Below are 23866 nucleotides of genomic sequence, written 5' to 3'. Positions count from 1 at the left end.
GCAAATATGCCCTTGCATTCGGGAGAATATTTTTGGAGAAATCGAATGACTGATGTTCAGGCCGCCATGGAGCTGATCAAGCGTGGCTGTGATGCACTGCTGATCGAAACCGAGCTTGTCGAGCGGCTGAAGAGCGGGCGCCCCCTGCGCGTCAAGGTCGGCTTCGACCCGACCGCGCCCGACCTGCACCTTGGCCACACCGTAGTGATCAACAAGATGCGCCATTTCCAGGAACTGGGGCATCACGTCATGTTCCTGATCGGCGACTTCACCGGCATGATCGGCGATCCGAGCGGCAAGAACGCCACGCGGCCGCCGCTGTCGCGCGAGCAGATCATGGAGAACGCCAGGACCTATGAAGAGCAGGTGTTCAAGATCCTCGATCCGGAGAAGACCGAGATCTGCTTCAACTCCAGCTGGATGGAAGGCCTGGGTACTGCCGGCATGATCCGCCTGGCGGCGCAGCAGACCGTGGCACGCATGCTGGAGCGCGACGATTTCGCCAAACGCTACGGCAACAACCAGCCGATCGCGATCCACGAGTTCCTCTACCCGCTCTGCCAGGGCTACGACTCGGTGGCGATGCGCACCGATGTGGAACTGGGCGGCACCGACCAGCGCTTCAATCTGCTGATGGGGCGCGAGCTGCAGAAGCACTACGGCCAGCCGCCGCAGTGCGTGCTGATGATGCCGCTGCTCGAAGGCCTGGACGGCGTCAACAAGATGTCGAAGTCGCTCGGCAACTACATCGGCATTTCGGAGGCGCCGAAGGAGATCTTCGGCAAGACGATGTCGGTGTCCGACACCCTGATGTGGCGTTACTACGAGCTGCTGTCCTTCCGTTCCACGGCCGAGATCGAAGGCCTGAAGCGCGAAGTGGAGGGGGGGCGCAACCCGCGCGATGTCAAGGTGATGCTGGCGCAGGAGCTGGTTGCGCGCTTCCATGGCGCGAAGGCCGCCGAGGACGCGCTGGCCGATTTCGAGGCGCGCTTCCAGCGCAACGCGATCCCGGACGACATCCCGGAGGTGACGGTGCCCGCCGGCGCCGAAGGCATCGTGCTGTTCCAGGTGCTGAAACAGGCCGGGCTGACCGGCAGCACGTCCGAGGCGATGCGCATGATCGACCAGGGCGCGGTCCGCATCAACGGCGAACGCGCCGAAGACAAGGGCCTGCTGCTGCGCACGGGCGAGAAGGTGGTGCTGCAGGTCGGCAAGCGCAAGTTCGCCTCGGTGGTGCTGGCTTGAGCCGCGACCAGTGCATGAAGGGCGGCGGAGCATGACCACAGCCGATGCCGCACGCCCGATCGGCGTGTTCGATTCCGGCGTCGGCGGCCTCACCGTCGTGCGGGCGCTGATGGAGCGCCTGCCGCTGGAGAGCATCGTCTATTTCGGCGATACCGCGCGCGTGCCCTACGGCGTCAAGTCGGTGGCGACGATCGAGCAGTTCACCGCGCAGATCACCGACTACCTGCTGCGCTGCGACGTGAAGATGCTGATCATCGCCTGCAACACGATGGCGGCCGTCGCGGCCGACGTCGTCCATCGCCTGGCGCGTGACGTTCCGGTGCTCGACGTGATCGAGGCGGGTGCGCGTGCCGCGGTGTCGGCAGAAGGCGGACAGCGCATCGGCGTGATCGGCACGCCGACCACGATCAACAGCAATGCCTACGCCCGGCGCATGCACGAGCTCGATCCGTCGGTGCGGGTGTATTCCCAGGCCTGCCCGTTGTTCGTGCCGCTGGTCGAGGAAGGCTGGCTCGACCACCCGGTGACGCGCCTCACCGCGCAGGAATACCTGCGTCCGGTGCTGGCCGAGGAGGTCGAACAGCCTTGTGCTGGGCTGCACCCACTATCCGCTGCTCAAGCCCCTGCTGCGCGATGTTGCGGGGCCGGATGTGCGGCTGATCGATTCGGCGGTGACGACGGCGGAATTCGCAGCGCAGCGCCTGCAGCAGGACGGTCTGGCTCGCGCCGCGGGTGGAACTGCGAGCTATCGCTTTGTTGTCAGCGACGTACCGCTACGCTTCCAGACCATCGGCGAGCGTTTTCTTGGCCGTTCGCTTGGGCAGGTGGAAAAAGTCGATTGGTGAGCGGCTGATGTTCGATCTGGAGTGCTGGAGGGAGCATGCAGGCAGGGTTGTGTCAAACCGGGCCAGTCGCAACCGGCCGCCGGGGATCGGCACACCACTCGCTCCATGAGCCGGCGTAGAGCAGCGAGCCGGACAGACCAGCCGATTCCATCGCCAGCACGTTGACGCAGGCCGTCACGCCGGAGCCGCATTGATGCACGACTTGTTGCGGCAAGTGTGTTCCCAGCAGTACGCCAAACTCCTCGCGCAGTATCGAGGCCTGCTTGAAAAGGCCGTCGGGCTGCAGGTTGTCGCGGAAGAAACGGTTGATGGCGCCGGGGATGTGGCCACCCACCGGATCCAGCATTTCGTTTTCGCCACGGAAGCGGTCCGGGCTACGGGCGTCGATCAGCAGCATCTGCGGCTGGCCCAGATGGCCTAGGACGAAATCCGCATCGACCCGATTCGCGCGCAGCGACAGGGCATAGGTGGCGGGCGGGGCTTCGGGCTGGGCCGAATCCAGCGGCAGGCCGGCACTGCACCAGGCTTGCAGACCGCCATCCAGCACGGCGACGCGGTTGTGCCCCAGCCAGCGCAGCAGCCACCACAACCGTGCGGCGAACATGCCGCTGGCGTCGTCATAGGCGACCACCTGGCTATGATGACTGACTCCGCAGGCTTCAAGACGGGCGGCGAGCTTTGCGGGGTCGGGCAGGGGGTGGCGGCCGTTGAGGCCCGTCTTGGGCGCCGAGAGATCTGCTTCCAGATCCAGGAAAAAGGCACCCGGGATGTGTTGTCCCAGATAGGCGTGCAGGCCGAAATCCGCGTTGCAGAGATCGAAGCGGCAGTCGAACACGACCCAGTCGGGCGAATGGAGCCGTTGAGCGAGCTCTGCCGCGCCGATCAGTGTCGAATAGGATGCGTTCACTCGGCTGCCTCGGCCGTGATGTCCAGCCAGCCGCGGGCTTCGGCTTCATCGTCGAATACCTGGACCTCGGCGTCGACGAACAACTGCGACACCCAGGCGCTCCAGGTCAGCCACTGGTCGTCGGTCAACACGGCGATGCGGCGGAAATCATGGGCGTGCTGGCGCGAGAACTTGATTTCTTCCCATGCTACGTCGAGCGTGAAACCAGCCATTTCGCGCAGGTCGAAGAGCAGGTCGATCGGTCCGGCGAACTGGATCTTGTAATTGACCAGTTCTTCGAACTCCTTGTAGTCGGCCAGTGCGAATTCGCCGAAAACAGTGATTGCGACCAGATTGTCGCGGTGCTCGATGCTGATCATTGTGGCCTCCGTCGTCTTGGACTGGTTGCCTACTACTATAGCCCTCGCACCGGTTCGGCTCAATCCGCCAGGGGGGCCGCAGGGCGGCTCGGGCGGAGCGAGATCATGATCGCGCTGGCGACGATGCAGGCGATTCCGATCCAGCTCAGCCATGGCATGACTTCGTCCCACAACAATGCGCCGAACAGGCTGGCGAAGACGACGGTGGCGTAGCTGAGGTTGGCCGACAACATGGTGTGGCCGTAGCTGTAGGAGCGGGTCATTGCAAGCTGGGCGAGGCCGCCGAATACGCCGATGCCGAGCAGGATGACGAGCTCCTGCAGATCGGGCAGATGCGGGCCGGCGTACATTGCACCGGCAATGCCGAACAGCATCGTAACCAGCGAGAACCAGAATACGGTGCGGACCTCCGGTTCGCCGGCGCGCCCCAGCTCGCGCACGCTGACGTAGGCGATGCTGGAGATGGCGCCGGAGCCGAGGCCGACGAGGGCTCCCAGCAACTGATCGGCGGCCAGCGTAGGGCGCAGCAGCAGCACGACCCCGGCAAAGCCGATGGCCAGCGAGAGCATGCCGGTCCAGCGCAGCTTCTCGTGGAAAACCAGTGCCAGCAGCAGGGCGACGAAGATCGGCGAGGTGTAGTTGAGCGTCACCGCAGTCGCGAGCGGGAGGATGCCGATGGCGAAGAAGTAGCAGCTCAGTGCGATCGAGCCTGACACGCTGCGCGACACGTGCATGCGCCAGTGGGGCGTGCTCAGCCGGATGTCTTTGCACCTGGCGATCACGGCCATCATCACGACGCTGACGAAGCCACGGTAGAACACGACTTCGCCAGTCGAGAAGGTGCTCGAGCCGAGCTTGACGCAGACGCCCATGCAGGCGAACAGCAGACAGGAAACGAGCATCCAGAGAGCAGGCATGGGATGTTGCGGCGCAGCGATATGGCCCGGCATTGAACCACATCGGGACGTTGCGTGTACGAAATCCGGCCCGTTCCTGTGTGGAAATCACTGCCGTGTTGCAGTCTCGCTCGATCGTGGCAGCAGCACGGTGGCTTCCAGCCCGCCTGCGGCGGAATTCTGCAGGCGCACGTCGCCGCGCTGGCGGCGCAGCAGGTTGCGGGTGATGGCAAGGCCCAGGCCGGTGCCGCCGGTTTCCCGGTTGCGCGAGGTTTCGAGCCGATAGAAAGGTTCGAAGACTTTTTCCAGTTGATCTTCCGGCAGGCCGGGGCCCTGGTCGCGGATGCGAATCTCGAAGGCTTCCGGTCTGGTGGTGACGGAGATGTCGACTTCGCTGCCGAACTTGATGCCGTTCTCGATCAGATTCCACAAGGCGCGCCGCAAGGCAGTCGGTTGTGCGATCAACGGAGCATCGGCACCGCCGTCGAGCCGGACCTTCCAGCCCATGTCGGCGGCGTCGTCGCGCAGGGCTTCGAGCAACCGGCCGAGATCGATCGGTTGTGCGGGTGCGGCATCATCCAGGCTGCGAGCGTAGGCGAGCCCTTCCTTGACCAGTGCCTGCATGCTGTCGAGGTCGGCCTGGATGCGGCTGCGCAGTTCATCATCGTCAACCAGTTCCGCGCGCAGCCGCAGCCGCGTGATCGGTGTCTGCAGATCGTGGGAGATCGCGGCCAGGATGCGGGTACGCTCACCGACATAGTCCCGGATGCGCTGCTGCATCTGGTTGAAAGCCTGTGCAGCCTGGCTGACTTCGGTCGGGCCGTGAGTGTCGAGCGGTGCCCGCTCCGGATCCTCGCCGAGTGCGAGGGCGGCTTCGGTCATGCGCGACAGCGGGCGGGTCGCCAGCCGTACTGCGAACCAGGTCAGCAGGCCTACGCCGCCGATCAGCGCGGCCAGGGCCGCAATCAGTTGATCCGGTTCGGGCGGGCGGATGGGCGGCGAAGGGGGGATGCCGGGCAGGCGGACCAGCAGCGGGGCGCCGTCGGCTAGATCGACCACGGCAACCACCACGGCATGCGGCATGCCGGGACGGTCCTGCGCATAGGCCATGGTGCTGCGTTCCGGCATTGCGGTGCGCAGCGCCGTAGGCAGAGGGTGGTCGTCAGGCAATGGCTGCAGGCGTTCGGATGGTTCGCGCAGCGCCAGCCGCAGCCGGCGGCGGCCGAGTTCGTCGATCCAGCGGCTGCGTTCGGCAGGGGCGAGGCGGTCGAGCACGTCTGCAGCCGCGGCGATCTCCTGGGCAACGCTCTCGAACAGCGCGTTGCGTCCGATGCGCTCGCGCTCGCTGACGAAGAGCATGACGCTGACCGCGATCACGACCAGGATGCCGACCATCAGGATCAGCATCAGGCGGGCGAACAGACTGCGGGGCCAGGGCAGCTTCATGACGCGACGCTGACGTCGGTGGCCAGTACGTAACCTTCGTTGCGCACGGTCTTGATGATTGCCGGTTCGCGCGCGTTGTCGCCGAGGCGCTGGCGCAGGCGGCTGACCTGCAGGTCGATCGAGCGGTCGAAGACGTCCGCTTCTCGCCCCTGGGTCAGTTCCATCAATTGGTCGCGCGACAGGACTTTCTGCGGATGAGACAGGAAGATCGACAGCATGCGGTATTCCGCACCTGATAACGCGACGACGGTGCCTGCCGCGTCGATCAGGTGGCGGTTGACGGTGTCCAGCCGCCATTGGGCGAAGCGCAGCTCGCGCGCATTGGCCGGCGGCGCGGCGTCGAGGTTGGGCGGCAGCGCGCGCGTGCGGCGCAGCACGGCGCGGATACGGGCGTACAGTTCGCGCGGCACGAAGGGCTTGGTCAGGTAGTCGTCCGCGCCCATCTCCAGGCCGAGGATGCGGTCCATGTCGTCGCCTCGGGCGGTGAGCATCAGGATCGGGATGTTCGACGGCGGGCCGCCAGCCGCGCGCAGGTTGCGGCACAGGGTCAGGCCGTCCTCGCCCGGCATCATCACGTCGAGCACGATCAGGTCGATGCGATGTTGATCCAGGGCGGTCTTCATTTCGCGTCCATCGGCTGCGGTGGTGCAGCGCAAGCCCTGCTTTTCCAGGTAGTCGGCAAGGAGGCTGCGGATGTCGCGGTCGTCGTCGACGATCAGGATGTGGTCTTGCTGGCTCATGGCATTGGTGCCGGTGTTTTCGATGGGGCGAATCTTAAGCCTCCGCCCGCCTGCTTTTGTATCCCAGCGTATCAATCCAGGGGTGAGAGACACGAGGCTGCAAACCGGGGGGATGCGGACAAACGCGGCTTACATCGTGGTGTTGAAATGGCTCCGTCGCCCGAACGAACGGGCACGACGAACCGAACCGAAAGGAGAAGCACCATGAAGACCTGGATGAAGACCTCGATCGCCGCCGCCGCCGCCGTCATCGCCACCGCCGGCCTCGGCACCACGGCCGCGCTTGCCTGGGGCGGACATGGCCACGGCCCGCATGGCGGCAAGGCCGGCTGGTCGCAGATGGAGCCGGCGCAGATGAAGCAGCGCATGGCCCAGCGCGTCGAACTGCAGATGGCCCGGCTGGAGTTGGCGCTTGCCTTGAGTGCGGAGCAGAAGCCCGCTTTCGAGACCTTCAAGAACACGATGAAGGCACGTGCCGAGCGCATGGCGGAGACCACGGCCGCAGGTCGCGCGGAAGCCAGGCCGGCGACCGCGATCGAGCGCATGCAGCGCATGGAGGAAGCCGGCAAGCTGCGTCTGGCCGAGATGGCCGAGACCCGCAAGGCGGTCGAAGCCTTCTATGCCACGCTCGGCAGTGCGCAGAAGACAGTGTTCGATGCCGAGTTCCAGAAGGCGGGACGCCATGATTTCGGCAAGAAGGGCGACAGGGGCCCCGGCAAGGGCGAACGCGGCATGCGTGAGCCGCGCGGCTGATCATCGCGCTGCCTGAATGGAAAAAGGCCATCCCGCGGGATGGCCTTTCGTCTTGGGGACAGCCGTGCTGCTTAGTGGAACTGCTCTTCCTCGGTCGAGCCGCTCAGTGCCTTGACGCTGGACGAGCCGCCCTGGATCACGGTGGTGACGTCGTCGAAGTAGCCGGCGCCGACTTCCTGCTGGTGCGACACGAAGGTGTAGCCCTTGTCGCGCGCAGCGAATTCCGGTTCCTGCACCATCTCGGTGTAGTGCTTCATGCCTTCGCCGCGGGCGTAGGCGTGGGCGAACTGGAAGGTGTTGTACCAGTTGATGTGGATGCCGGCCAGGGTGATGAACTGGTACTTGTAACCCAGCGCCGACAGTTCGTCCTGGAACTTGGCGATGGTGGCGTCGTCGAGGTTCTTCTTCCAGTTGAAGGACGGCGAGCAGTTGTAGGACAGCAGCTTGCCCGGGCAGGCGGCATGCACGGCCTGCGCGAACTCGCGGGCGAAGCCCAAGTCAGGGGTGCCGGTCTCGCACCAGACCAGGTCGGCATACGGCGCGTAGGCGACGCCGCGGCTGATGGCTTGCTCAAGGCCGTTCTTGACGCGGTAGAAGCCTTCCTGGGTGCGCTCGCCGGTGAGGAAGGGCTTGTCGTTGGCGTCGTGATCCGAGGTGATCAGGTTGGCGGCTTCGGCGTCGGTACGGGCCAGGATGATGGTCGGCACGCCCATGACGTCGGCGGCGAAGCGGGCGGAGATCAGCTTCTCGACCGCCTCCTGGGTCGGCACCAGCACCTTGCCGCCCATGTGGCCGCACTTCTTCACCGCGGCCAGCTGGTCTTCGAAGTGCACGCCGGCGGCACCGGCGGCAATCATGTTTTTCATCAGTTCGAAGGCGTTCAGCACGCCACCGAAGCCGGCTTCGGCGTCAGCCACGATCGGCAGGAAGTAGTCGATGAACTCCTTGTCGCCCGGGTTGATGCCGCGCGACCACTGGATTTCGTCGGCGCGCTTGAAGGTGTTGTTGATGCGGCGAACCATCGTCGGCACCGAGTCGTAGGCGTACAGCGACTGGTCGGGGTACATGGTTTCGGAGGTGTTGCCGTCGGCGGCGACCTGCCAGCCGGACAGATACACGGCCTCGAGGCCGGCCTTGGCCTGCTGCATGGCCTGGCCCGCGGTGATGGCGCCGAAGGCATTCACATAGCCCTTCTTGGCGCCGCCGTTGACACGCTCCCACAGCAGCTTGGCGCCGCGCTGGGCCAGCGTGTATTCGGGCTGCAGGCTGCCGCGCAGGCGGACGACGTCGGCGGCGGAGTAGCCGCGCTTGATGCCTTTCCAGCGGGGGTTTTCGGCCCAGTCTTTTTCCAGAGCGGCGATTTGCTGTTCGCGGGTCAGAGTCATGATGCTTCCTTTTCAGTGCAGAAGAGTGTCAACCATCGCGCTCGGTTCGGTCGCCGGTCGCGGTGTATCCGTCGCAAGAGCGTTCGAGGGAAAAAGCCTTGCCGATGGAGAGAAGTATAGGGATGTTTTTGCTTAGCAGCAATATGTCTTATATAAGATATAAGAAAGAATATTTCTCAAATAAAACATGGGCTTGATTTTTTCTTATCGGGATGTGAAACGAAAGTGAATCTTGTGAAATGTATTCGCATGCCTGGGGTGTTGCACTGCGATGTCTTCGGGCTGAGCTCAATCCATCCCTCGCGACGGGGCTCCGTGCCGATGATGAGTCAGAGCAGGGGGCCTTCGGACACGACTACGCCGTCCTCGTCCGCGTAAACATGGTGGCCCGGCACGAAAGTCGCGCCGCCGAAGGTGACGGGGATGTCGACTTCGCCGACATTGCGCTTGACCGTCTTGCGCGGATGGGTGCCGAGGGCGAAGACGCCGAGGTCCATGCCGCCGATGGCTTTCGAGTCGCGGATGCAGCCATAGACGATGATGCCGGCCCAGCCGTTCTTGACCGCCAGTTCGGCAAGCTGGTCGCCTACCAGCGCGCAGCGCATCGAAGCGCCGCCGTCGATGACCAGCACACGGCCGTTACCGGCCGATTCAACGGCCTTGCGAACGAAGGAGTTGTCTTCGAAGATCTTCAGGGTGCTGATCGGGCCGCCGAATGAGCTGCGTCCGCCGTAACTGCGGAACATCGGGCTTACGACGGCAAGCTTGTCATCATGGGCGTCGCACAGATCGGCTGTCTGGATGTTCATGTCTGTTCCTTGTCGATGGGGTGGTTGCCTCTGGTAGCGCGCATGATAGTCCAGTGCCTTGTCTGGTGACATGCGACGAGGGTGGGATATGTGCCCGTGCTGCGATACAGGCAGCGAAAAAAAGCGGCGCCTCCCGCAAGGGAGGCGCCGTTCAGGGATGACTGGGTATGGCGTCAGGCTGTTGCGGCGGTTTCCGCTTCCTCGAAGACCAGCTTGACCTTGTCGTCCTCGTCGAGCTCGATGGTGACCTTGCCACCATTGACCAAGCGCCCGAACAGCAGTTCGTCGGCCAGTGCAGAGCGGATCGTGTCCTGGATCAGGCGTGCCATCGGACGGGCGCCCATCAGTGGATCGAATCCCTTTTCTGCCAGCCATGCCTTCAGTTCGTCGCTGAAGTGCGCCTCGACCTTCTTTTCGTGCAGCTGGGCTTCGAGCTGCATCAGGAACTTGTTGACCACGCGCAGGATGACTTCGTTGTCCAGTGCCTTGAACGAGATGATCGCATCCAGCCGGTTACGGAATTCCGGTGTGAACAGGCGCTTGATGTCGGCCATCTCGTCTCCTGCTTCACGCTTGGCCGAAAAGCCGATCACCGCCTTCTGCATCGATTCGGCGCCCGCGTTGGTCGTCATGATGATGATGACGTTGCGGAAATCCGCCTGCCGGCCGTTGTTGTCGGTCAGCGTGCCGTGGTCCATGACCTGCAGCAGGATGTTGTAGATGTCCGGGTGAGCCTTCTCGATCTCGTCGAGCAGCAGCACGCAATGCGGCTTCTTGGTGATCTGCTCGGTCAGCAGGCCACCCTGGTCAAAGCCGACATAACCCGGCGGCGCGCCGATCAGGCGGCTGACCGCATGGCGCTCCATGTATTCGGACATGTCGAAACGCACCAGTTCGATGCCCAGCGTATAGGCGAGCTGGCGCGCGACTTCGGTCTTGCCGACGCCGGTCGGACCGGAGAACAGGAAGGAGCCGATCGGCTTCTGCGGATTGCCGAGGCCCGAGCGCGACATCTTGATTGCTTTTGCCAAGGCTTCGATCGCGGCGTTCTGGCCGAACACAACGTTCTTCAGATCGCGGTCGAGCGTCTTCAGCGCGGCCTTGTCGTCGTTGGACACGGTGCGTGGCGGGATGCGGGCGATCTTGGCGACGATCTCCTCGATCTCGTTCTTGCCGATGGTCTTCTTCTGCTTCGACTTGGGCAGGATGCGCTGGGCGGCACCGGCTTCGTCGATGACGTCGATCGCCTTGTCGGGAAGATGGCGGTCATTGATGTACTTGGCCGACAGTTCGGCAGCGCTCGACAGCGCCGAGCTGCTGTACTTGATGCCGTGATGCTCCTCGAAGCGGCTCTTCAGCCCCTTCAGGATCTCGACCGTTTCCGCCACCGAGGGCTCGACGACGTCGATCTTCTGGAAGCGCCGCGACAGCGCGTGGTCCTTCTCGAAGATCTGGCGGAACTCGTTGTAGGTGGTTGCGCCGATGCACTTCAACTGGCCCGACGACAGCGCCGGCTTCAGCAGGTTGGAGGCATCCAGCGTGCCGCCCGAGGCCGCGCCCGCACCGATGAGGGTATGGATCTCGTCGATGAACAGGATCGCATTCGGGTTCTCGGTGAGCTGCTTCAGCACGGCCTTCAGGCGCTGCTCGAAATCACCGCGGTACTTGGTGCCGGCGAGCAGGGCGCCCATGTCGAGGGCGTACACCTGGGCATTCTCGAGGATTTCCGGCACGCGGCCCTCGATGATGCGGCGGGCGAGACCTTCGGCGATCGCCGTCTTGCCGACGCCGGCTTCACCGACCAGCAACGGATTGTTCTTGCGCCGCCGGCACAGGGTCTGGATGACGCGCTCGACTTCCTTCTCGCGTCCGATCAGCGGGTCGATCTTACCCACCAGCGCCTGCTGATTCAGGTTCTGGGTGTAGCTTTCGAGGGCGCCGCCGGCAGACTTCTCATCCTGCTCCTGCTCGGAATTCTGCTCCGATTCGCCGCGATTCTGCGAGCCTGCCCCCTGCGGCGGGTTCTTGGCGATGCCGTGCGAAATGAAGTTGACGACGTCCAGCCGCGAGATGTTCTGGCGCTGCAGGTAATAGACGGCGTGCGAGTCCTTTTCGCCGAAAATCGCGACAAGCACGTTCGCGCCGGTGACTTCCTTCTTGCCGGACGACTGCACGTGCAGGATGGCACGCTGGATGACGCGCTGGAAGCCGAGCGTCGGCTGGGTGTCGATCTCGTCGCTGCCTTCGATGCGCGGCGTGTGCTCGTTGATGAAATTGACCAGTTCCTGGCGAAGCTCATCGATGTTGGCCGAACACGCGCGCAGCACTTCTGCTGCCGACGGGTTGTCCAGCAGAGCGAGCAGCAGGTGCTCGACGGTGATGAATTCGTGACGCTTCTGACGTGCCTCCACGAAGGCCATGTGCAGGCTCACTTCAAGCTCTTGCGCGATCATTCAATTTTCCTCCATCACGCATGCCAGCGGATGTTGATGCTGACGAGCAAACGAGGCGACCTGCTCAACCTTGGTCGATGCGATGTCCCGGGGAAAGACGCCGCATACCCCCATGCCCTCTCTGTGAACTTGGAGCATGACTCGCGTGGCACGTTCGCGATCCATGCCGAAATATTTCTGCAGAACGACAATCACGAAATCCATTGGTGTGTAGTCGTCGTTGAGCAGAAGCACCTTGTACATCGGTGGTGGACGGGTGCGCGTCCGCTTCGCCTCGAGGACGAATTCATCTTGTTTCCGGGTACCCATGAAAACCATTCTAATGAAGTCGTTGCGGAGTGCAACACAGGAGAAACACGACGAGCGAACTTTCTTGCGCGTCTCGAGGCTGATGCGAATCCGGTCGTGCCCTTGCCGGAGTTGTTGCGTGGGGACGAAGCACCGATCGTGCGCTGCGAAAAAACCTGGAGCCCTTGCTGCTCAACATAGCTGGGTTGTTTTCCGTGTTTTTCAAGGGGTTTGGCTGTTGCGCTGCCGCAAAAAAATGCCGAGATCAGACCGTTCGACGGTCTTCGGGCAACTGCGTAAAAACGAAGCCGTGCGCAGTCTTGGCTTGATGCGACGCTTTTTTGGAGCGTTCCCGGGGGCTTCCGGGGTGTGCTTCTTCGAGGCTTCCTCAAGTTGCTGGCGGCGCCGCAACACCGGCCGGGGACGGCCGCATCAAGCAACCTTGAAGGAACGAAGCAATATGGCAACTGGTACCGTGAAGTGGTTCAACGATTCCAAGGGTTTCGGTTTCATTACGCCCGATGATGGCAGCGAGGATCTGTTTGCGCACTTCTCCGCCATCAACATGAGCGGTTTCAAGAGTCTGAAGGAAGGCGAGAAGGTTTCCTTCGAGGTTACGCAGGGACCCAAGGGCAAGCAGGCGTCCAACATCCAGCGCGCTTGAGGCCGGAAGCATCGGAGTCGTGTTCGGCGGGTATCGTCATTTGACTTGAAGCTCCGCCGGATGCAACAAAACAGAAGGGCCGTCGAGTGATCGACGGCCCTTCTGTTTTGTTCTGCTGCGCTGCCTGCCTGTGCCCTTGTGCTTCCGGGGCGGCCCGGCGAACTTACTTCAGCTTGATTTCCTTGTACGGCACGTGCTTGCGGGCAACGGGGTCGTACTTGTTGAATTCGAGCTTTTCCGGGGTGGTGCGCTTGTTCTTCGACGTGGTGTAGAAGTGACCCGTACCGGCGGTGGATTCGAGCTTGATCTTTTCGCGGATGCCCTTGGCCATGGCGTTCTCCGTTTAGTGTTGTTGCTTACAGCTTTTCGCCGCGGGCGCGAAGCTCGGCAACGACGACGTCGATGCCCTTCTTGTCGATGGTGCGCAGACCGGCATTGGAAACGCGCAGGCGGATCCAGCGGTTTTCGCTCTCGCTCCAGAACCGGCGGTTTTGCAGGTTGGGCAGGAAACGGCGCTTGGTTTTGTTGTTAGCGTGGGAAACGTTATTTCCCACCATCGGTGCTTTACCGGTCACTTGGCAGACGCGAGCCATACGATGCTCCAGGGAATTCTGATTGCGGAAAACGCACGAGGATACTGCATCCTGGATCAGGAAGGCAAGTGCCGGGTGCGGGGAATTGCTCGTGGGGCCGGCATTGAAACCGATTTTCCGCCTCATAGCAAGCCGCGTTCAGCGAACGAGACCGGTTTGCCATGTGCGGGGACAACGAAATGGTCGAGCACGCGGACGTCGACCAGCGCCAGCGAATCCTTGAGCGTGCGGGTCAACACTTCGTCGGCGGTGCTGGGTTCGGAAGCGCCCGAAGGGTGGTTGTGGGCCAGGATCACGGCCGCAGCGTTGTGCGACAGCACGAGCTTGACCACTTCGCGTGGATAGACGCTGGTCTGCGTCAGGGTGCCGCGGAACAGATCCACCGCCTCGATCAGGCGATGGCGGGCGTCGAGCAGCATGATGCAAAAGGTCTCGTGAGGCAGGTGACCGAGCCGCAGGCGCAGCCAGTCGCGCACGGCCTGGGGCGAATCGAACAGTGCGCGTTCGGACAGCGTCTCACCCAGCGCGCGCCGCGCCAGTTCCATGACAGCCTGCAGTTGGGCATACTTCGCCAGCCCCATGCCGGGCAGCGCGGCGAAGTCGTTTGCGCTGGCCGAGCACAGCCGGGTCAGGGAGCCGAAATGGCTGATCAACTGCCGCGCCAGGTCGACCGCGGAATGGCCGCGGATGCCGACGCGCAGAAAGAGGGCAAGTAGTTCGGCGTCGGACAGTGAGCCCGCGCCGCGGGCAAGGAGCTTTTCGCGTGGGCGCTCCTCTGCGGGCCAGTCGGTTATTGCCATGAACGTGGACTCCTTCAGGCTGGCAGAGAAGGCCGGTAGCGGAAGACGCGGAGCGCTCGGCAGGGCGCTTCTGCCCGGGGGTGTCGTCGAGTGCAGCACGATGCTGCAGGATTATAAGCGAATGTCATGAAAACACTACAGGGCAGGAAGATCGTCGTTGGTGTGACGGGCGGGGTGGCGGCCTACAAGGCGGCCGAACTGGTGCGACTGCTGGGCAAGGCGGGGGCCGACGTACATGTCGTGCTGACCGAGGCTGGCGGGCGCTTCGTGACCGCGGTCACTTTCCAGGCGCTGTCGGGCAATCCGGTCTGGAGCGATCTATGGGATGCGCGCATGCCCAACAACATGGCGCACATCGATCTGGGCCGCGACGTGGATGCGATCCTGGTGGCGCCGGCCACGGCCGATTTCATCGCCCGGCTCGCCCAGGGGCGGGCGGACGACTTGCTGACCACACTGTGCCTGGCACGGGACGTACCGCTGATCGTCGCCCCGGCGATGAACCGGCAGATGTGGGAAGCGCCGGCCACCCAGCGCAATGTGGCGCTGGTGCGCGGCGACGGCGTGACGCTGTTCGGCCCGGCCGCAGGCGAACAGGCCTGCGGTGAGGTCGGCATGGGGCGGATGCTCGAAGCCGAGGAGCTTCTCGAACATCTGGAAGCGTATTTCGTGACCAAGCGCCTGACTGGCCGCAAGGTTGTCCTGACCGCCGGTCCTACTTTCGAAGCGATCGATCCGGTGCGTGGCATCACCAACATCAGCTCGGGCAAGATGGGCTACGCGCTGGCGCGGGCCTGCGCCCAGGCGGGCGCCGAAGTCGTGCTGGTGAGCGGGCCGGTGGCCCTGCCGGTGCCGGTCGGCGTGCGGCGGATCGGCGTGGCCGGCGCGCGTGACATGCGCGACGCCGTGCTCGCCTCGCTGCCGGGGGCGGACGTTTTCATCGGCGTCGCCGCCGTGGCCGACTACCGGCCGCTGGAAGTCGCCGAGCACAAGATGAAAAAAACGGATGGCATCCTGACGCTGGAGCTGACCCAGAACCCGGACATCCTGGCCGAAGTCGCGGCCTTGCCGGATGCGCCTTTCTGCGTCGGTTTCGCTGCCGAGAGCCGGGATCTCGACGCCTATGCCGAAGGCAAGCGACGGAAGAAGCGCCTGCCGATGCTGGTGGGCAACCTGGTGCAGGACGGCATGGGCTCGGACGACAACGTGATCGTGCTGTACGACGATGCCGGCCGCCACCCGCTGCCGCGTGCGCCGAAGGCCGAGCTTGCCCGCGGCATCGTCGGACACATGGCTGGCCTGCTGGAGGCAGCGGGGCGTTGAGTCCGAACCTATCCTGAACACCGGGTAAGCGCCGCGGCAATGCCGCGGTACTGGCCAAGGAGAAAAAAATGCATCGCATCGACGTGAAACTGCTCGACGAACGGCTCAAGTCGCATCCGCCGGCCTATGCCACCAGCGGGGCCGCCGGGCTCGACCTGCGGGCCTGCCTGCCGGGGCCGATCACCCTGCACCCGGGGGAGAGCACGCTGGTTCCCAGCGGGCTGGCGATTCATCTGGCCGACCCCGGCCTCGCGGCGATGGTGCTGCCGCGTTCCGGGCTGGGCCACAAGCACGGCATCGTGCTCGGCAACCTGGTCGGCCTGATCGATTCGGACTACCAGGGCCAGATCTTCGTCTCGGTATGGAACCGCGGGCGGGCAAGTTTCACCATCCAGCCGATGGAGCGCATCGCGCAACTGGTGGTGGTGCCGGTGCTGCAGGTCGGCTTCAATGTCGTTGATGAGTTCGATGCCAGCGAGCGCGGTGCTGGCGGTTTCGGCAGCACCGGCAAGCACTGATGCTCCATCCGGGCATCCCGACCGGCGTGCACATCGTCTGCGAGTGCGATGGCAGGGTGTTGCTGATCCGTCGTGCCGGCACGGGGTTCTTCGATGGCTTGCACAGCCTGCCCGGCGGGCATGTCGAGCCAGGCGAGTCGATCCTTGCAGCCGCGGTACGCGAGTTGCGCGAGGAAACCGGCCTGTTGATTTGCGAGCACGATCTCGATTGGCTGGGTGTGGTGCATCGGCTGTCGGACACCAATCGCATCGATTTTTTCGTCCGTGCAATTCACTGGAGCGGAGAGCCGGAAAACCTCGAGCCCGGCAAGTGCGACGGCATGGCATGGTGGGCCCCGGACAGCCTGCCCCAGCCGATGGTTCCTTATGTGGAGGCTGCGCTGAGGCAGCCGCGGGCACCGTGGATGCTGGAGCTCGGCTGGTCCTGATGGCGCTGCGTGCCAAAGGCCGAGTTCAGAAGTTCAGCAGGTTCTGATATTTTTCCGTTGCCTTGCGTTCGGTTCGTGCTGCTGTGTGCTGGGGGAAGCGATGAAAATCTGGAAGAAGACGGTGTTCCCGGCAGGCCTCGCCTGCTGCATGTCCTTTGCTGCCGGTGCCGCTGACTTGCCCGAAGTCAACCTGGCGCGCGCCGAGCAGATCAGCGCGGGACGCTGCTCGCTGTGCCACGGCGTGGACGGAGAGAGTGCGTCGGCCCTCTATCCGCGGCTGGCGGGGCAGCATCACCGGTACATTGCCAGGCAGCTCGCGGATTTCCAGTCCGGCCAGCGCAAGAGCGACACCATGGCCAGCATGGCGGAGGGGCTGACCTCGGAAGAGATGCTGGCCTTGGGGGTGTATTTCGAACGCAAGCCGACCAAGGCACGCGAGGCGCGTGATGCCGAACTCGCCGCCGTGGGGCATTTCGTGTTCCATCGTGGAAACGAGGAGTCGGGGGTGCCCCCCTGTGCTTCCTGTCATGGCGAGCGGGGGCTTGGCACCGACGAATTGCCCCGGCTCGCCGGGCAGGTGCCGAAATACATCGAGAGCCAGTTGAAGTCCTTTGGCCAGCGCGAACGCACCAACGACAATGCGGTCATGCACTTCATCGCATCGAAGCTGAGCGAACTGGAGATCAAGGCGGTGTCGCTCTACGTCAGTACGCTGAACTGACCGAGTGCGGATGAAAGAACAGGAGCGGGCCGATGGCCACGCTCCCGTCCCGGGGCTCGACGGGAAGAGGGCTGCTCAGGCCAGCATGTCGGCCCAGATGTTCTTCGCCCACGCCAGTGCCGCCTTGCCTTCGATCTCGTTTGCCGCCGCAGATACGCCGCCCGAGCCCTGTACCGGGATCGGCTGCTTCTTTTCGGCGTCGTACTGGTGCACCGAGGCGACGTGGATGACATTCCGGTCGTCGACGAAGCTGTAGCAGGTATTCATCACCACCGGCGTCGGGTTGGGGGCGATGCCTTCGAACAGGTTCAGGATCGCTGCCGCGGCCACCTTGGCGTGCTGGTTGGCCATGTGGCCGGATTTCGGCATGGCTGGCGCAGGGAACAGGGCATCGCCCAATACATGCACTCCCGGTACGCCTTTGGCTTCCATCGTCAGCCAGTCGATGTCGACCCAGCGGTCGTTGATCAAGGGCAGGCCGGCCTTCACCGCGATGTCGCCGGCCCGCATCGGCGGAATCACGTTCAGTACGTCGGCCTTGACACGGTCGAATTCGAGCTCGGCGGTGAGGCTGGCGGCATCGACATTCTGCAGTGCGCTGTTGGGTACGTACTCGATCAGGCCCTTGTAGCTTTCGAAGGCCTTGGTGAACAATCCCTTCTTCGACTGGATCTCTTCGTTGGCGTCGAGCACCAGTACCTTGGACTTCGGCTTGTTCGCGCGCAGGTAGTTGGCGACGACGCAGGCCCGTTCGTAGGGGCCGGGCGGGCAGCGGTAGGGCGCCTTGGGAATGTGCAGCGCAAACACGCCGCCATCGGCCATGTCCTGCAATTGCTTGCGCAGCAGCACGGTCTGGGGGCCGGCCTTCCAGGCGTGCGGAATACGCTCCTGGCTGCCGTCCAGGCCGGCGATGGCGCCGGGGATGAAATCGATGCCGGGCGACAGCACCAGGCGGTCGTAGCCCAGCGTGCCGTTGCGTGCCGTGGCGACCGTGCGCTTGGCCGCGTCGATGGCGGTCACTTCGTCGGTGATGATACGAACGCCCCATTTCGACTTCAGGTTGTCGTAGCTGACCGTGATGTCTTCCATCTGCTTGACGCCGCCGATCACGAGGTTCGAGATCGGGCAGGAGATGAAAGTGGGGTTGCGCTCGACCAGCGTCACGTCGACCGTGCCGTTGCTCCACATGCGCAGATACTTGGCTGCCGTGGCGCCGCCGTAGCCGCCGCCGACGATGACGACATGGCCGCGGCTCTTGCCGCCGCCCGTGGCACAGGCGGACAGTCCGGCGAGCGTGGTGCTGCCTGCCGCGGCGATACCGGCAGTCTTGAGGAAATCGCGTCTGGTGAACATCGTCCTGTCTCTCCCTTATTTCTGCGCCGCGAACCAGGCGGTGATGAGCGTGAGCTGCTCGTCGCTGTAGCCCTTGACGATCTGATGCATGATCGTTGCCGGCTTGTCGCCCGACTTGAAGTCCATCAGCTTCTGCATCAGCTTGTCCTGGGCTTCACCGGCGAGAGAGTCCATGCCGCCGACGCTCTGTCCGTTGGTGCCGTGACAGTTGGCGCAAGTGGCGGCGAGATTGCGGGCCAGATTGGGGTCCTGGGCTTGCGCCGCAGCGCTGAGCCCGACGAGGCCGAGCATGGCCAGGGCGTGCTTGGGATTCACAAGGATGTCCCTCCGATTCTTGTGTCGTTGGCGAGCTGCGCCAGGCCCTGAAATGGCCGTGCGGCGCGCATTCTGTGTGCAGGCAAGGGCCGGCGACGCAGAGTATAGCGACATCGATGCCGCGGTATGTGCGGCCTTTCCGCATTGCTTTCCATGAATCATGCGCAATGCTGCACTGCATAAATATTAGTTCTTGACTATATTTTCATGTGCTTTTAGATTCGGTCTAAATAAGCAAATGAATGCATAAGTATCGCTGATGTTGATCAAGAAGGGGGAGAGCACGTATGGGAGACATCGACGCCCGGCTCGGTCGGGTGAGGCCGGCGCCGGAGAGTTTTCTCACCGCCGAGCAGATTGCTGCGGTGAAGGATGGGCGGCGGGATTTCCTGCGCAAGGCCTTTCTGGCCGCGTCGGCGATGGCGGCGCCTGCGGTGGCGCGCGCTGCGGGCGAAGGTGATCCCGCGATCCTGAATCTGCCGCCCTGGAGCACTTCGCTCGGCCTGCCGGTCGCGGCCAATCCCTATGGCACGCCATCGAAGTACGAGCGAGGCCTGCGGCGCCGCGAGAGCCCGGGCCTGACGCGGGTCGGCGGCTCATCGGTGGCCTTCACGCCCTTGCAGGGGCTGTTCGGCATCATCACGCCTTCAGGCTTGCATTTCGAGCGCCACCATCAGGGGTGGCACGACGTCGACCCGTCGAAGCATCGCCTGATGATCAACGGCCTGGTCAAGACCAACGCGGTGTTCACGATGGATGACCTGATGCGCCTGCCGTCGGTGTCGCGCATCCACTTCATCGAGTGCGGCGCCAACACCGGCATGGAGTGGGGCAACGTCGCGGTGCCGACCGTCCAGTATTCGCACGGCATGCTTTCCTGTTCGGAGTTCACCGGCGTGCCGCTGAAGGAAATCCTCGACATGTGCGGCGCCGACTACAGGAAAGGCCGCTTCGTGCTGGCCGAAGGCGCCGACGGTTCGTCGATGACGCGCACCATCCCGATGGAACTGATCGAATCCGGCGAGGTGTTCGTCGCCTATGGCATGAACGGCGAGATGCTGCGCCCGGAGAACGGCTATCCGCTGCGCCTCGTCGTGCCGGGCGTGCAGGGCGTCAGCTGGGTGAAGTGGCTGCGCCGCATCGAGGTCGGCGACAAGCCCTGGGCGACCAAGGACGAGGCGGTGCATTACATCGACCTGATGCCGGACGGCCTGCACCGCCAATACACCTCGGTGCAGGAGTGCAAGTCGGTCATCACGACGCCGTCAGGCGGCCAGTTGCTGCTCGACAAGGGCTTCTACAACATCTCCGGCATGGCCTGGTCGGGGAGGGGCAGGATCACCCGCGTCAACGTGTCCACCGACGGCGGCATCAACTGGCGCGAGGCGCGGCTGGAAACGCCGGTGCTGTCGAAGGCGGTCACGCGCTTCAACATCGGCTGGGTATGGGACGGCAAGCCGGCGATCCTGCAATCGCGGGCGGTGGATGAAACCGGCTATGTCCAGCCGAGCTACGGCCAGTTGCGCCAAGTGCGCGGCACCAAGTCCATCTACCACAACAATGCCATCCAGTCCTGGAAGGTCATCGAGTCCGGGGAGGTCAGCAATGTCCAGGTTCTGTAAGACGCTGATCACGCTGGGGCTCGTCGCCGCCATGGGCTCGGCCGCGGCTTTCGACCGCTACCCGGGCATCGGCCGTGCGGCGACCGAGGCAGAAGTGAAGGCCTGGGATATCGACGTGCGCCCGGATTTCACCGGCTTGCCGAAAGGTTCCGGCGACGTCGATCGCGGCATGGAGCTGTGGGAAACCCATTGCGCAAGCTGTCATGGCGTATTTGGTGAATCCAACGAGGTGTTCACGCCGATCGTCGGCGGCACCACGCTGAAGGACATCGAGACCGGCCGCGTCGCGGGGCTGATCGATGGCTCCTTTCCGCAGCGCACCACGCTGATGAAGGTGCCGACGGTGTCCACGCTGTTCGACTACATCCAGCGTGCGATGCCCTGGACGTCGCCGAAATCGCTCGCGCCCGACGACGTCTATGCGATCCTCGCCTATCTGCTGAACCTGGCCGAAATCGTGCCGGCCGACTACGTGCTGAGCGACGAGAACATCCGTGAAGTGCAGGAACGCATGCCCAACCGCAACGGCGTGACGACCGAGCACGGCATGTGGCCTGGCGCACCGTCTTCAAAGGGAGGCATCGGCAACGGCGGCAAACCCGACGTCAGGAACGTGGCCTGCATGAAGGACTGCAAGAAGGCAGTGGAGATCGTTTCGGCGCTGCCCGACTATGCCCAGGATGCCCACGGCAATCTGGCGGAGCAGAACCGCCCCGTCGGCCAGACGCGCGGAAAACCGACCGGTGCGCCAGAGACCGCCCATGACGGCGAGGAGGGTGCTCCGTCCGTGCTGGAGCTCGCCAACGAAAAGGGCTGCATGGCCTGCCATGGCGTGGAGAAGGGGATCATCGGTCCCGGTTACAATGAAGTTGCAAGCAGATATCGGGGGCAGCCCGACGCTGCGGTCAAGCTGGCTGCCAAGGTGAAGGCAGGCGGTCAGGGCGTCTGGGGCAGCGTGCCGATGCCGCCGCATGAACACATTGCCGATGGTGACATCGAGCGACTGGTCGAGTGGATTTTGCAGGGCGCGAAAGCGCAGTAACACCTCTAAAAGGAGAGACGGGATGAATCATCAACGCAGGGATGCCCTGAAAGCAGGTAGTGGTCTGGGCGTGCTCGGACTACTGGCCACGGTGGGCCTGATCAAACCTGAAACGGCCCATGCGGCCTGGAATGAAAAAGCCTTCGGGGCCAAGAGCCTGGATGCGGTTTTCGACGTGTTTGGCGCCGGCAAGCCGGCAGAAAGCGGCGACGTGGTCATCACCACGCCGGACATCGCCGAGAACGGTGCCGTGGTGCCCGTCGGCGTGGTCAGCAACATTCCGGGAACCGAATACGTGGCGATCATGATCGAGAAGAACCCGTACATGCTCGCTGCCAGCTTCACCATTCCTGAAGGCACCGTGGCCGAGGTGCAGACACGTGTGAAGATGGGGCAGACCTCGGATGTCTACGCCCTGGTCAAGGCCGGTGGCAAGTTCTACATGGCCAAGAAGGAAGTCAAGGTCACGCTCGGCGGCTGCGGCGGCTGATCGACAAACGGAATTTCAGGAGAAATATCGATATGGCAAGCCCGATGCGTATTCGCGCCGCCGCCAAGGATGGCGTCACCGAAGTCCGTGTGCTGATGTCGCACGTCATGGAAACAGGCCAGCGCAAGGATTCGTCCGGCGAAGTGATTCCGGCACATTTCATCACCGAACTGACCGCCAAGCACAACGACAAGCTCGTGTTGAGCGCGGAATTCGGCCCCTCGGTATCCACCAATCCGTATCTCGCGTTCAAGTTCAAGGGGGGCGAGAAAGGCGACAAGATCACGGTCAGCTGGGTGGACAACAAGGGCGACTCGCGTACGGACGAAGCCCAGATCGCCTGATCGCCGTGCGGCCCCGATCGGGGCATTCCGGACAGGCATGGCCTGGCGGCGCTGCGTGGCGGTGAGTCGGGATGCCCGGGAGGCGGGCCATGAAGGAGAGACAATGAAAAAACAAATCAAGGCTGTAGCCGTATGCGTCGGCATTGCCCTGACTGCGCCCGTGTCGGCACAGGAAGAGCTCAATTTCGACGCTTACCGCGAGATGCTGGCGGATGGAAATCCGGCCGAACTCTACGAAATGGAAGGCGAGGAGCTGTGGCGCACCGCGCGCGGGCCGAAAAACGCGACGCTCGAGCAGTGCGATCTCGGCCTGGGCGCGGGCGTGGTCGCGGGCGCGGCGGCACAGCTGCCGCGCTACTTCGAGGACGCGGGCAGGGTGCAGGATCTCGAAACGCGCCTGATGTACTGCATGGAAACGCTGCAGGGCATTCCGTCCAAGGAGATCATCGGCGGGAAGTTCCTGCAGGGCGAGCGTGCCAAGCTTGCGGCGCTGGTCGCCTATGTCGTCACGCATTCCAAGGGCGAGAAGATCGCCGTCGATCTGTCGCATCCGAAGGTCAAGGAGATGTACGAGCTCGGCGAGCGGACCTTCTACTACCGTCTCGGCGTCATGGATTTCTCCTGTGCGTCCTGCCACAGCCAGGACAACAAGCGCATCCGGGCCACTCATCTGCCCAACATCACCACCCCTCAAGGTGCGGCGGAAGGCTGGGGTTCGTGGCCGGCCTACCGGGTGTCCAGCTCGCAGTTCTGGACCATGCAGCACCGTCTGTGGGATTGCTTCCGCCAGCAGCGCGCGGCCGAACCGATCTTCGGCTCGGATGTGATCATTGCCTTGTCCACCTTCATGGCGGGCAAGGGCAACGGTGCCGAGGCCAAGTGGCCTGGCGTCAAGCGCTGAGGAGCGAACGACATGAAAAAACTGTTCATTGCCGTGCCGCTGGCATTGTGCGCCTCCGTTGCCGTGGCTGACGAACTGCAGGCCAAGGTCGAAGCGATGATGCTGAGTTCCTTCAAGGCGAACGGCATTGCCAGCCTCGACCGCCAGAAGCAGGATGAAATCCAGAAAGCGTGTTCGAGCCCGGTGCCGCCGGACGCGGAAACCATGCAGCGCCTGATGGCTGCCGAGATGGCCAGGATCCAGTGGCCGAGCGACGGCAACTACACCGGTGGAGACTGGAAGGAAGGCCAGAAGATCGCTGCCAGCGGCCGCGGTCTGACCTGGACCGACAAGACGCCGGACAACAACGGCGGCGGTTGCTACAACTGCCACGCGATGGATCCGAAGGAGGTATCCGAAGGCACCATCGGCCCCAGCCTCGAAGGCTATGCCAAGCAGCGCGGCAACGGCGAGGAGATTGTCAAGTACACCTGGGGCAAGCTGTGGAACTCCAAGGCCTACAACGCCTGCAGCGACATGCCGCGCAATGGCTACGGCGGCATTCTCACCGAAGCCCAGATCCGCCACGTGATGGCCTATCTGTTCGACCCTGCTTCGCCGGTCAACCAGTAAGCGCCGTTCGCGGA

The 23866-nt window shown here is 63.6% G+C and carries 27 protein-coding genes and 1 pseudogene; 14 read left to right on the top strand and 14 right to left on the bottom strand.

The window, feature by feature from the left end:
* Positions 1 to 45: 45 nt before the first annotated feature.
* Together tyrS and murI are read left to right on the top strand one after the other, a co-directional pair.
* Positions 46 to 1245, top strand: coding sequence for a tyrosine--tRNA ligase (gene tyrS / locus QM748_RS09990; protein WP_415246835.1), 1200 nt, complete (start codon positions 46 to 48; stop codon positions 1243 to 1245).
* Between the two features lie 31 nt (positions 1246 to 1276).
* Positions 1277 to 2090: pseudogene (gene murI / locus QM748_RS09985) on the top strand (glutamate racemase).
* A gap of 52 nt (positions 2091 to 2142) precedes the next feature.
* On the opposite strand, the gene QM748_RS09980 reads toward murI, so the two are convergent.
* From QM748_RS09980 to QM748_RS09960, 5 genes are all read right to left on the bottom strand, one after another.
* Complete coding sequence (locus tag QM748_RS09980; protein WP_415246834.1) at positions 2143 to 2997, bottom strand: sulfurtransferase; 855 nt, start codon at positions 2995 to 2997, stop codon at positions 2143 to 2145.
* Positions 2994 to 3356, bottom strand: coding sequence for an STAS/SEC14 domain-containing protein (locus QM748_RS09975; protein ID WP_415246833.1), 363 nt, complete (start codon positions 3354 to 3356; stop codon positions 2994 to 2996). The genes QM748_RS09980 and QM748_RS09975 overlap by 4 nt, the downstream gene beginning before the upstream one ends.
* A 59-nt stretch (positions 3357 to 3415) precedes the next feature.
* Complete coding sequence (locus tag QM748_RS09970) at positions 3416 to 4273, bottom strand: DMT family transporter (RefSeq protein ID WP_415246832.1); 858 nt, start codon at positions 4271 to 4273, stop codon at positions 3416 to 3418.
* Positions 4274 to 4360: 87 nt separating this feature from the next.
* Positions 4361 to 5698 carry an ATP-binding protein gene (locus QM748_RS09965; RefSeq protein ID WP_415246831.1) on the bottom strand — a complete coding sequence of 446 codons (1338 nt, stop codon included), beginning with the start codon at positions 5696 to 5698 and terminating at the stop codon, positions 4361 to 4363.
* Entirely contained in the window at positions 5695 to 6438 is a 744-nt protein-coding gene (locus QM748_RS09960; protein ID WP_415246830.1) for a response regulator, read from the bottom strand. The genes QM748_RS09965 and QM748_RS09960 overlap by 4 nt, the downstream gene beginning before the upstream one ends.
* A 204-nt stretch (positions 6439 to 6642) precedes the next feature.
* Between QM748_RS09960 and QM748_RS09955 the strand changes: the two genes are divergently transcribed.
* The gene (locus QM748_RS09955) at positions 6643 to 7191 is read left to right on the top strand and encodes a Spy/CpxP family protein refolding chaperone (protein ID WP_415246829.1); all 549 of its coding nucleotides are present in this window, start codon (positions 6643 to 6645) and stop codon (positions 7189 to 7191) included.
* A gap of 71 nt (positions 7192 to 7262) precedes the next feature.
* Here QM748_RS09955 and aceA read toward each other — a convergent pair whose 3' ends face one another.
* The 4 genes from aceA to clpS all read right to left on the bottom strand — a co-directional run bounded on the left by aceA (position 7263) and on the right by clpS (position 12147).
* Positions 7263 to 8576: an isocitrate lyase gene (gene aceA, locus QM748_RS09950; protein ID WP_415246828.1), complete on the bottom strand. Its 1314-nt coding sequence runs from the start codon at positions 8574 to 8576 to the stop codon at positions 7263 to 7265.
* Positions 8577 to 8905: 329 nt separating this feature from the next.
* Positions 8906 to 9385, bottom strand: coding sequence for a ribonuclease E activity regulator RraA (gene rraA, locus QM748_RS09945; RefSeq protein WP_415246827.1), 480 nt, complete (start codon positions 9383 to 9385; stop codon positions 8906 to 8908).
* Between the two features lie 173 nt (positions 9386 to 9558).
* The gene (gene clpA / locus QM748_RS09940) at positions 9559 to 11838 is read right to left on the bottom strand and encodes an ATP-dependent Clp protease ATP-binding subunit ClpA (RefSeq protein WP_415246826.1); all 2280 of its coding nucleotides are present in this window, start codon (positions 11836 to 11838) and stop codon (positions 9559 to 9561) included.
* The gene (gene clpS / locus QM748_RS09935) at positions 11839 to 12147 is read right to left on the bottom strand and encodes an ATP-dependent Clp protease adapter ClpS (RefSeq protein WP_068636212.1); all 309 of its coding nucleotides are present in this window, start codon (positions 12145 to 12147) and stop codon (positions 11839 to 11841) included. It lies immediately after the preceding gene.
* Between the two features lie 439 nt (positions 12148 to 12586).
* On the opposite strand from clpS, the gene QM748_RS09930 reads away from it, so the two are divergent.
* Positions 12587 to 12790 carry a cold-shock protein gene (locus tag QM748_RS09930; protein ID WP_002924494.1) on the top strand — a complete coding sequence of 68 codons (204 nt, stop codon included), beginning with the start codon at positions 12587 to 12589 and terminating at the stop codon, positions 12788 to 12790.
* A 163-nt stretch (positions 12791 to 12953) separates the two neighbouring features.
* Here QM748_RS09930 and rpmG read toward each other — a convergent pair whose 3' ends face one another.
* The 3 genes from rpmG to radC form a co-directional block, all read right to left on the bottom strand.
* On the bottom strand, positions 12954 to 13121 hold the full coding sequence (gene rpmG, locus QM748_RS09925) for a 50S ribosomal protein L33 (RefSeq protein ID WP_068636144.1): 168 nt from the start codon (positions 13119 to 13121) through the stop codon (positions 12954 to 12956).
* Positions 13122 to 13146: 25 nt separating this feature from the next.
* The gene (gene rpmB, locus QM748_RS09920; protein ID WP_153166427.1) at positions 13147 to 13383 is read right to left on the bottom strand and encodes a 50S ribosomal protein L28; all 237 of its coding nucleotides are present in this window, start codon (positions 13381 to 13383) and stop codon (positions 13147 to 13149) included.
* Positions 13384 to 13505: 122 nt separating this feature from the next.
* On the bottom strand, positions 13506 to 14183 hold the full coding sequence (gene radC, locus QM748_RS09915; RefSeq protein ID WP_415246825.1) for a RadC family protein: 678 nt from the start codon (positions 14181 to 14183) through the stop codon (positions 13506 to 13508).
* A gap of 126 nt (positions 14184 to 14309) precedes the next feature.
* On the opposite strand from radC, the gene coaBC reads away from it, so the two are divergent.
* The 4 genes from coaBC (at position 14310) to QM748_RS09895 (ending at position 17173) form a co-directional block, all read left to right on the top strand.
* Positions 14310 to 15506 (top strand): bifunctional phosphopantothenoylcysteine decarboxylase/phosphopantothenate--cysteine ligase CoaBC, encoded by a 1197-nt coding sequence (gene coaBC, locus QM748_RS09910; protein WP_415246824.1) that lies wholly within the window; start codon positions 14310 to 14312, stop codon positions 15504 to 15506.
* 68 nt (positions 15507 to 15574) lie between these two features.
* On the top strand, positions 15575 to 16024 hold the full coding sequence (dut, locus tag QM748_RS09905) for a dUTP diphosphatase (protein ID WP_415246823.1): 450 nt from the start codon (positions 15575 to 15577) through the stop codon (positions 16022 to 16024).
* A complete protein-coding gene (locus tag QM748_RS09900; protein WP_415246822.1) occupies positions 16024 to 16452 on the top strand; it encodes an NUDIX hydrolase in 429 nt (142 codons plus the stop codon). Before dut ends, QM748_RS09900 begins: the two co-directional genes overlap by 1 nt.
* 100 nt (positions 16453 to 16552) lie before the next feature.
* The gene (locus QM748_RS09895; RefSeq protein WP_415246821.1) at positions 16553 to 17173 is read left to right on the top strand and encodes a c-type cytochrome; all 621 of its coding nucleotides are present in this window, start codon (positions 16553 to 16555) and stop codon (positions 17171 to 17173) included.
* 75 nt (positions 17174 to 17248) lie between these two features.
* Here QM748_RS09895 and QM748_RS09890 read toward each other — a convergent pair whose 3' ends face one another.
* Complete coding sequence (locus QM748_RS09890; protein WP_415246820.1) at positions 17249 to 18526, bottom strand: FCSD flavin-binding domain-containing protein; 1278 nt, start codon at positions 18524 to 18526, stop codon at positions 17249 to 17251.
* A 15-nt stretch (positions 18527 to 18541) separates the two neighbouring features.
* Positions 18542 to 18841, bottom strand: a complete 300-nt coding sequence (locus tag QM748_RS09885) for a c-type cytochrome (protein WP_415246819.1) — start codon at positions 18839 to 18841, stop codon at positions 18542 to 18544.
* A gap of 287 nt (positions 18842 to 19128) precedes the next feature.
* On the opposite strand from QM748_RS09885, the gene soxC reads away from it, so the two are divergent.
* From soxC to soxX, 6 genes are all read left to right on the top strand, one after another.
* Positions 19129 to 20463 (top strand): sulfite dehydrogenase, encoded by a 1335-nt coding sequence (gene soxC, locus QM748_RS09880; RefSeq protein WP_415246818.1) that lies wholly within the window; start codon positions 19129 to 19131, stop codon positions 20461 to 20463.
* Entirely contained in the window at positions 20447 to 21505 is a 1059-nt protein-coding gene (locus QM748_RS09875; RefSeq protein WP_415246817.1) for a c-type cytochrome, read from the top strand. The genes soxC and QM748_RS09875 overlap by 17 nt, the downstream gene beginning before the upstream one ends.
* Positions 21506 to 21527: 22 nt before the next feature.
* Complete coding sequence (soxY, locus tag QM748_RS09870) at positions 21528 to 21995, top strand: thiosulfate oxidation carrier protein SoxY (protein ID WP_415246816.1); 468 nt, start codon at positions 21528 to 21530, stop codon at positions 21993 to 21995.
* 32 nt (positions 21996 to 22027) lie between these two features.
* The gene (gene soxZ, locus QM748_RS09865) at positions 22028 to 22339 is read left to right on the top strand and encodes a thiosulfate oxidation carrier complex protein SoxZ (RefSeq protein WP_415246815.1); all 312 of its coding nucleotides are present in this window, start codon (positions 22028 to 22030) and stop codon (positions 22337 to 22339) included.
* A gap of 103 nt (positions 22340 to 22442) precedes the next feature.
* Entirely contained in the window at positions 22443 to 23240 is a 798-nt protein-coding gene (gene soxA, locus QM748_RS09860; protein WP_415246814.1) for a sulfur oxidation c-type cytochrome SoxA, read from the top strand.
* A 12-nt stretch (positions 23241 to 23252) separates the two neighbouring features.
* Positions 23253 to 23852, top strand: coding sequence for a sulfur oxidation c-type cytochrome SoxX (gene soxX, locus QM748_RS09855; RefSeq protein WP_415246813.1), 600 nt, complete (start codon positions 23253 to 23255; stop codon positions 23850 to 23852).
* The last annotated feature ends 14 nt before the right edge of the window (positions 23853 to 23866 follow it).

Source organism: Thauera sp., from assembly GCF_047601425.1.
In the GTDB taxonomy this organism is placed as follows: Bacteria; Pseudomonadota; Gammaproteobacteria; order Burkholderiales; family Rhodocyclaceae; genus Thauera.
The sequence above is the reverse complement of the archived record's forward strand: the minus strand, read 5'-3'. Positions and strand labels throughout refer to the sequence as shown.

Excerpts from the sequence above, each read along its gene's own strand:
- QM748_RS09970 (WP_415246832.1), bottom strand. The coding sequence starts at position 4,273 with ATGCCTGCTCTCTGGATGCTCGTTTCCTGTCTGCTGTTCGCCTGCATG.
- QM748_RS09955 (WP_415246829.1), top strand. The coding sequence starts at position 6,643 with ATGAAGACCTGGATGAAGACCTCGATCGCCGCCGCCGCCGCCGTCATC.
- clpS (WP_068636212.1), bottom strand. The coding sequence starts at position 12,147 with ATGGGTACCCGGAAACAAGATGAATTCGTCCTCGAGGCGAAGCGGACG.
- QM748_RS09900 (WP_415246822.1), top strand. The coding sequence starts at position 16,024 with ATGCTCCATCCGGGCATCCCGACCGGCGTGCACATCGTCTGCGAGTGC.
- QM748_RS09930 (WP_002924494.1), top strand. The coding sequence starts at position 12,587 with ATGGCAACTGGTACCGTGAAGTGGTTCAACGATTCCAAGGGTTTCGGT.
- soxZ (WP_415246815.1), top strand. The coding sequence starts at position 22,028 with ATGGCAAGCCCGATGCGTATTCGCGCCGCCGCCAAGGATGGCGTCACC.
- QM748_RS09975 (WP_415246833.1), bottom strand. The coding sequence starts at position 3,356 with ATGATCAGCATCGAGCACCGCGACAATCTGGTCGCAATCACTGTTTTC.
- soxC (WP_415246818.1), top strand. The coding sequence starts at position 19,129 with ATGGGAGACATCGACGCCCGGCTCGGTCGGGTGAGGCCGGCGCCGGAG.
- soxY (WP_415246816.1), top strand. The coding sequence starts at position 21,528 with ATGAATCATCAACGCAGGGATGCCCTGAAAGCAGGTAGTGGTCTGGGC.
- soxA (WP_415246814.1), top strand. The coding sequence starts at position 22,443 with ATGAAAAAACAAATCAAGGCTGTAGCCGTATGCGTCGGCATTGCCCTG.
- rpmG (WP_068636144.1), bottom strand. The coding sequence starts at position 13,121 with ATGGCCAAGGGCATCCGCGAAAAGATCAAGCTCGAATCCACCGCCGGT.
- radC (WP_415246825.1), bottom strand. The coding sequence starts at position 14,183 with ATGGCAATAACCGACTGGCCCGCAGAGGAGCGCCCACGCGAAAAGCTC.
- aceA (WP_415246828.1), bottom strand. The coding sequence starts at position 8,576 with ATGACTCTGACCCGCGAACAGCAAATCGCCGCTCTGGAAAAAGACTGG.
- QM748_RS09965 (WP_415246831.1), bottom strand. The coding sequence starts at position 5,698 with ATGAAGCTGCCCTGGCCCCGCAGTCTGTTCGCCCGCCTGATGCTGATC.
- tyrS (WP_415246835.1), top strand. The coding sequence starts at position 46 with ATGACTGATGTTCAGGCCGCCATGGAGCTGATCAAGCGTGGCTGTGAT.
- coaBC (WP_415246824.1), top strand. The coding sequence starts at position 14,310 with ATGAAAACACTACAGGGCAGGAAGATCGTCGTTGGTGTGACGGGCGGG.
- QM748_RS09960 (WP_415246830.1), bottom strand. The coding sequence starts at position 6,438 with ATGAGCCAGCAAGACCACATCCTGATCGTCGACGACGACCGCGACATC.
- soxX (WP_415246813.1), top strand. The coding sequence starts at position 23,253 with ATGAAAAAACTGTTCATTGCCGTGCCGCTGGCATTGTGCGCCTCCGTT.
- QM748_RS09875 (WP_415246817.1), top strand. The coding sequence starts at position 20,447 with ATGTCCAGGTTCTGTAAGACGCTGATCACGCTGGGGCTCGTCGCCGCC.
- QM748_RS09890 (WP_415246820.1), bottom strand. The coding sequence starts at position 18,526 with ATGTTCACCAGACGCGATTTCCTCAAGACTGCCGGTATCGCCGCGGCA.
- QM748_RS09895 (WP_415246821.1), top strand. The coding sequence starts at position 16,553 with ATGAAAATCTGGAAGAAGACGGTGTTCCCGGCAGGCCTCGCCTGCTGC.
- rpmB (WP_153166427.1), bottom strand. The coding sequence starts at position 13,383 with ATGGCTCGCGTCTGCCAAGTGACCGGTAAAGCACCGATGGTGGGAAAT.
- clpA (WP_415246826.1), bottom strand. The coding sequence starts at position 11,838 with ATGATCGCGCAAGAGCTTGAAGTGAGCCTGCACATGGCCTTCGTGGAG.
- dut (WP_415246823.1), top strand. The coding sequence starts at position 15,575 with ATGCATCGCATCGACGTGAAACTGCTCGACGAACGGCTCAAGTCGCAT.
- rraA (WP_415246827.1), bottom strand. The coding sequence starts at position 9,385 with ATGAACATCCAGACAGCCGATCTGTGCGACGCCCATGATGACAAGCTT.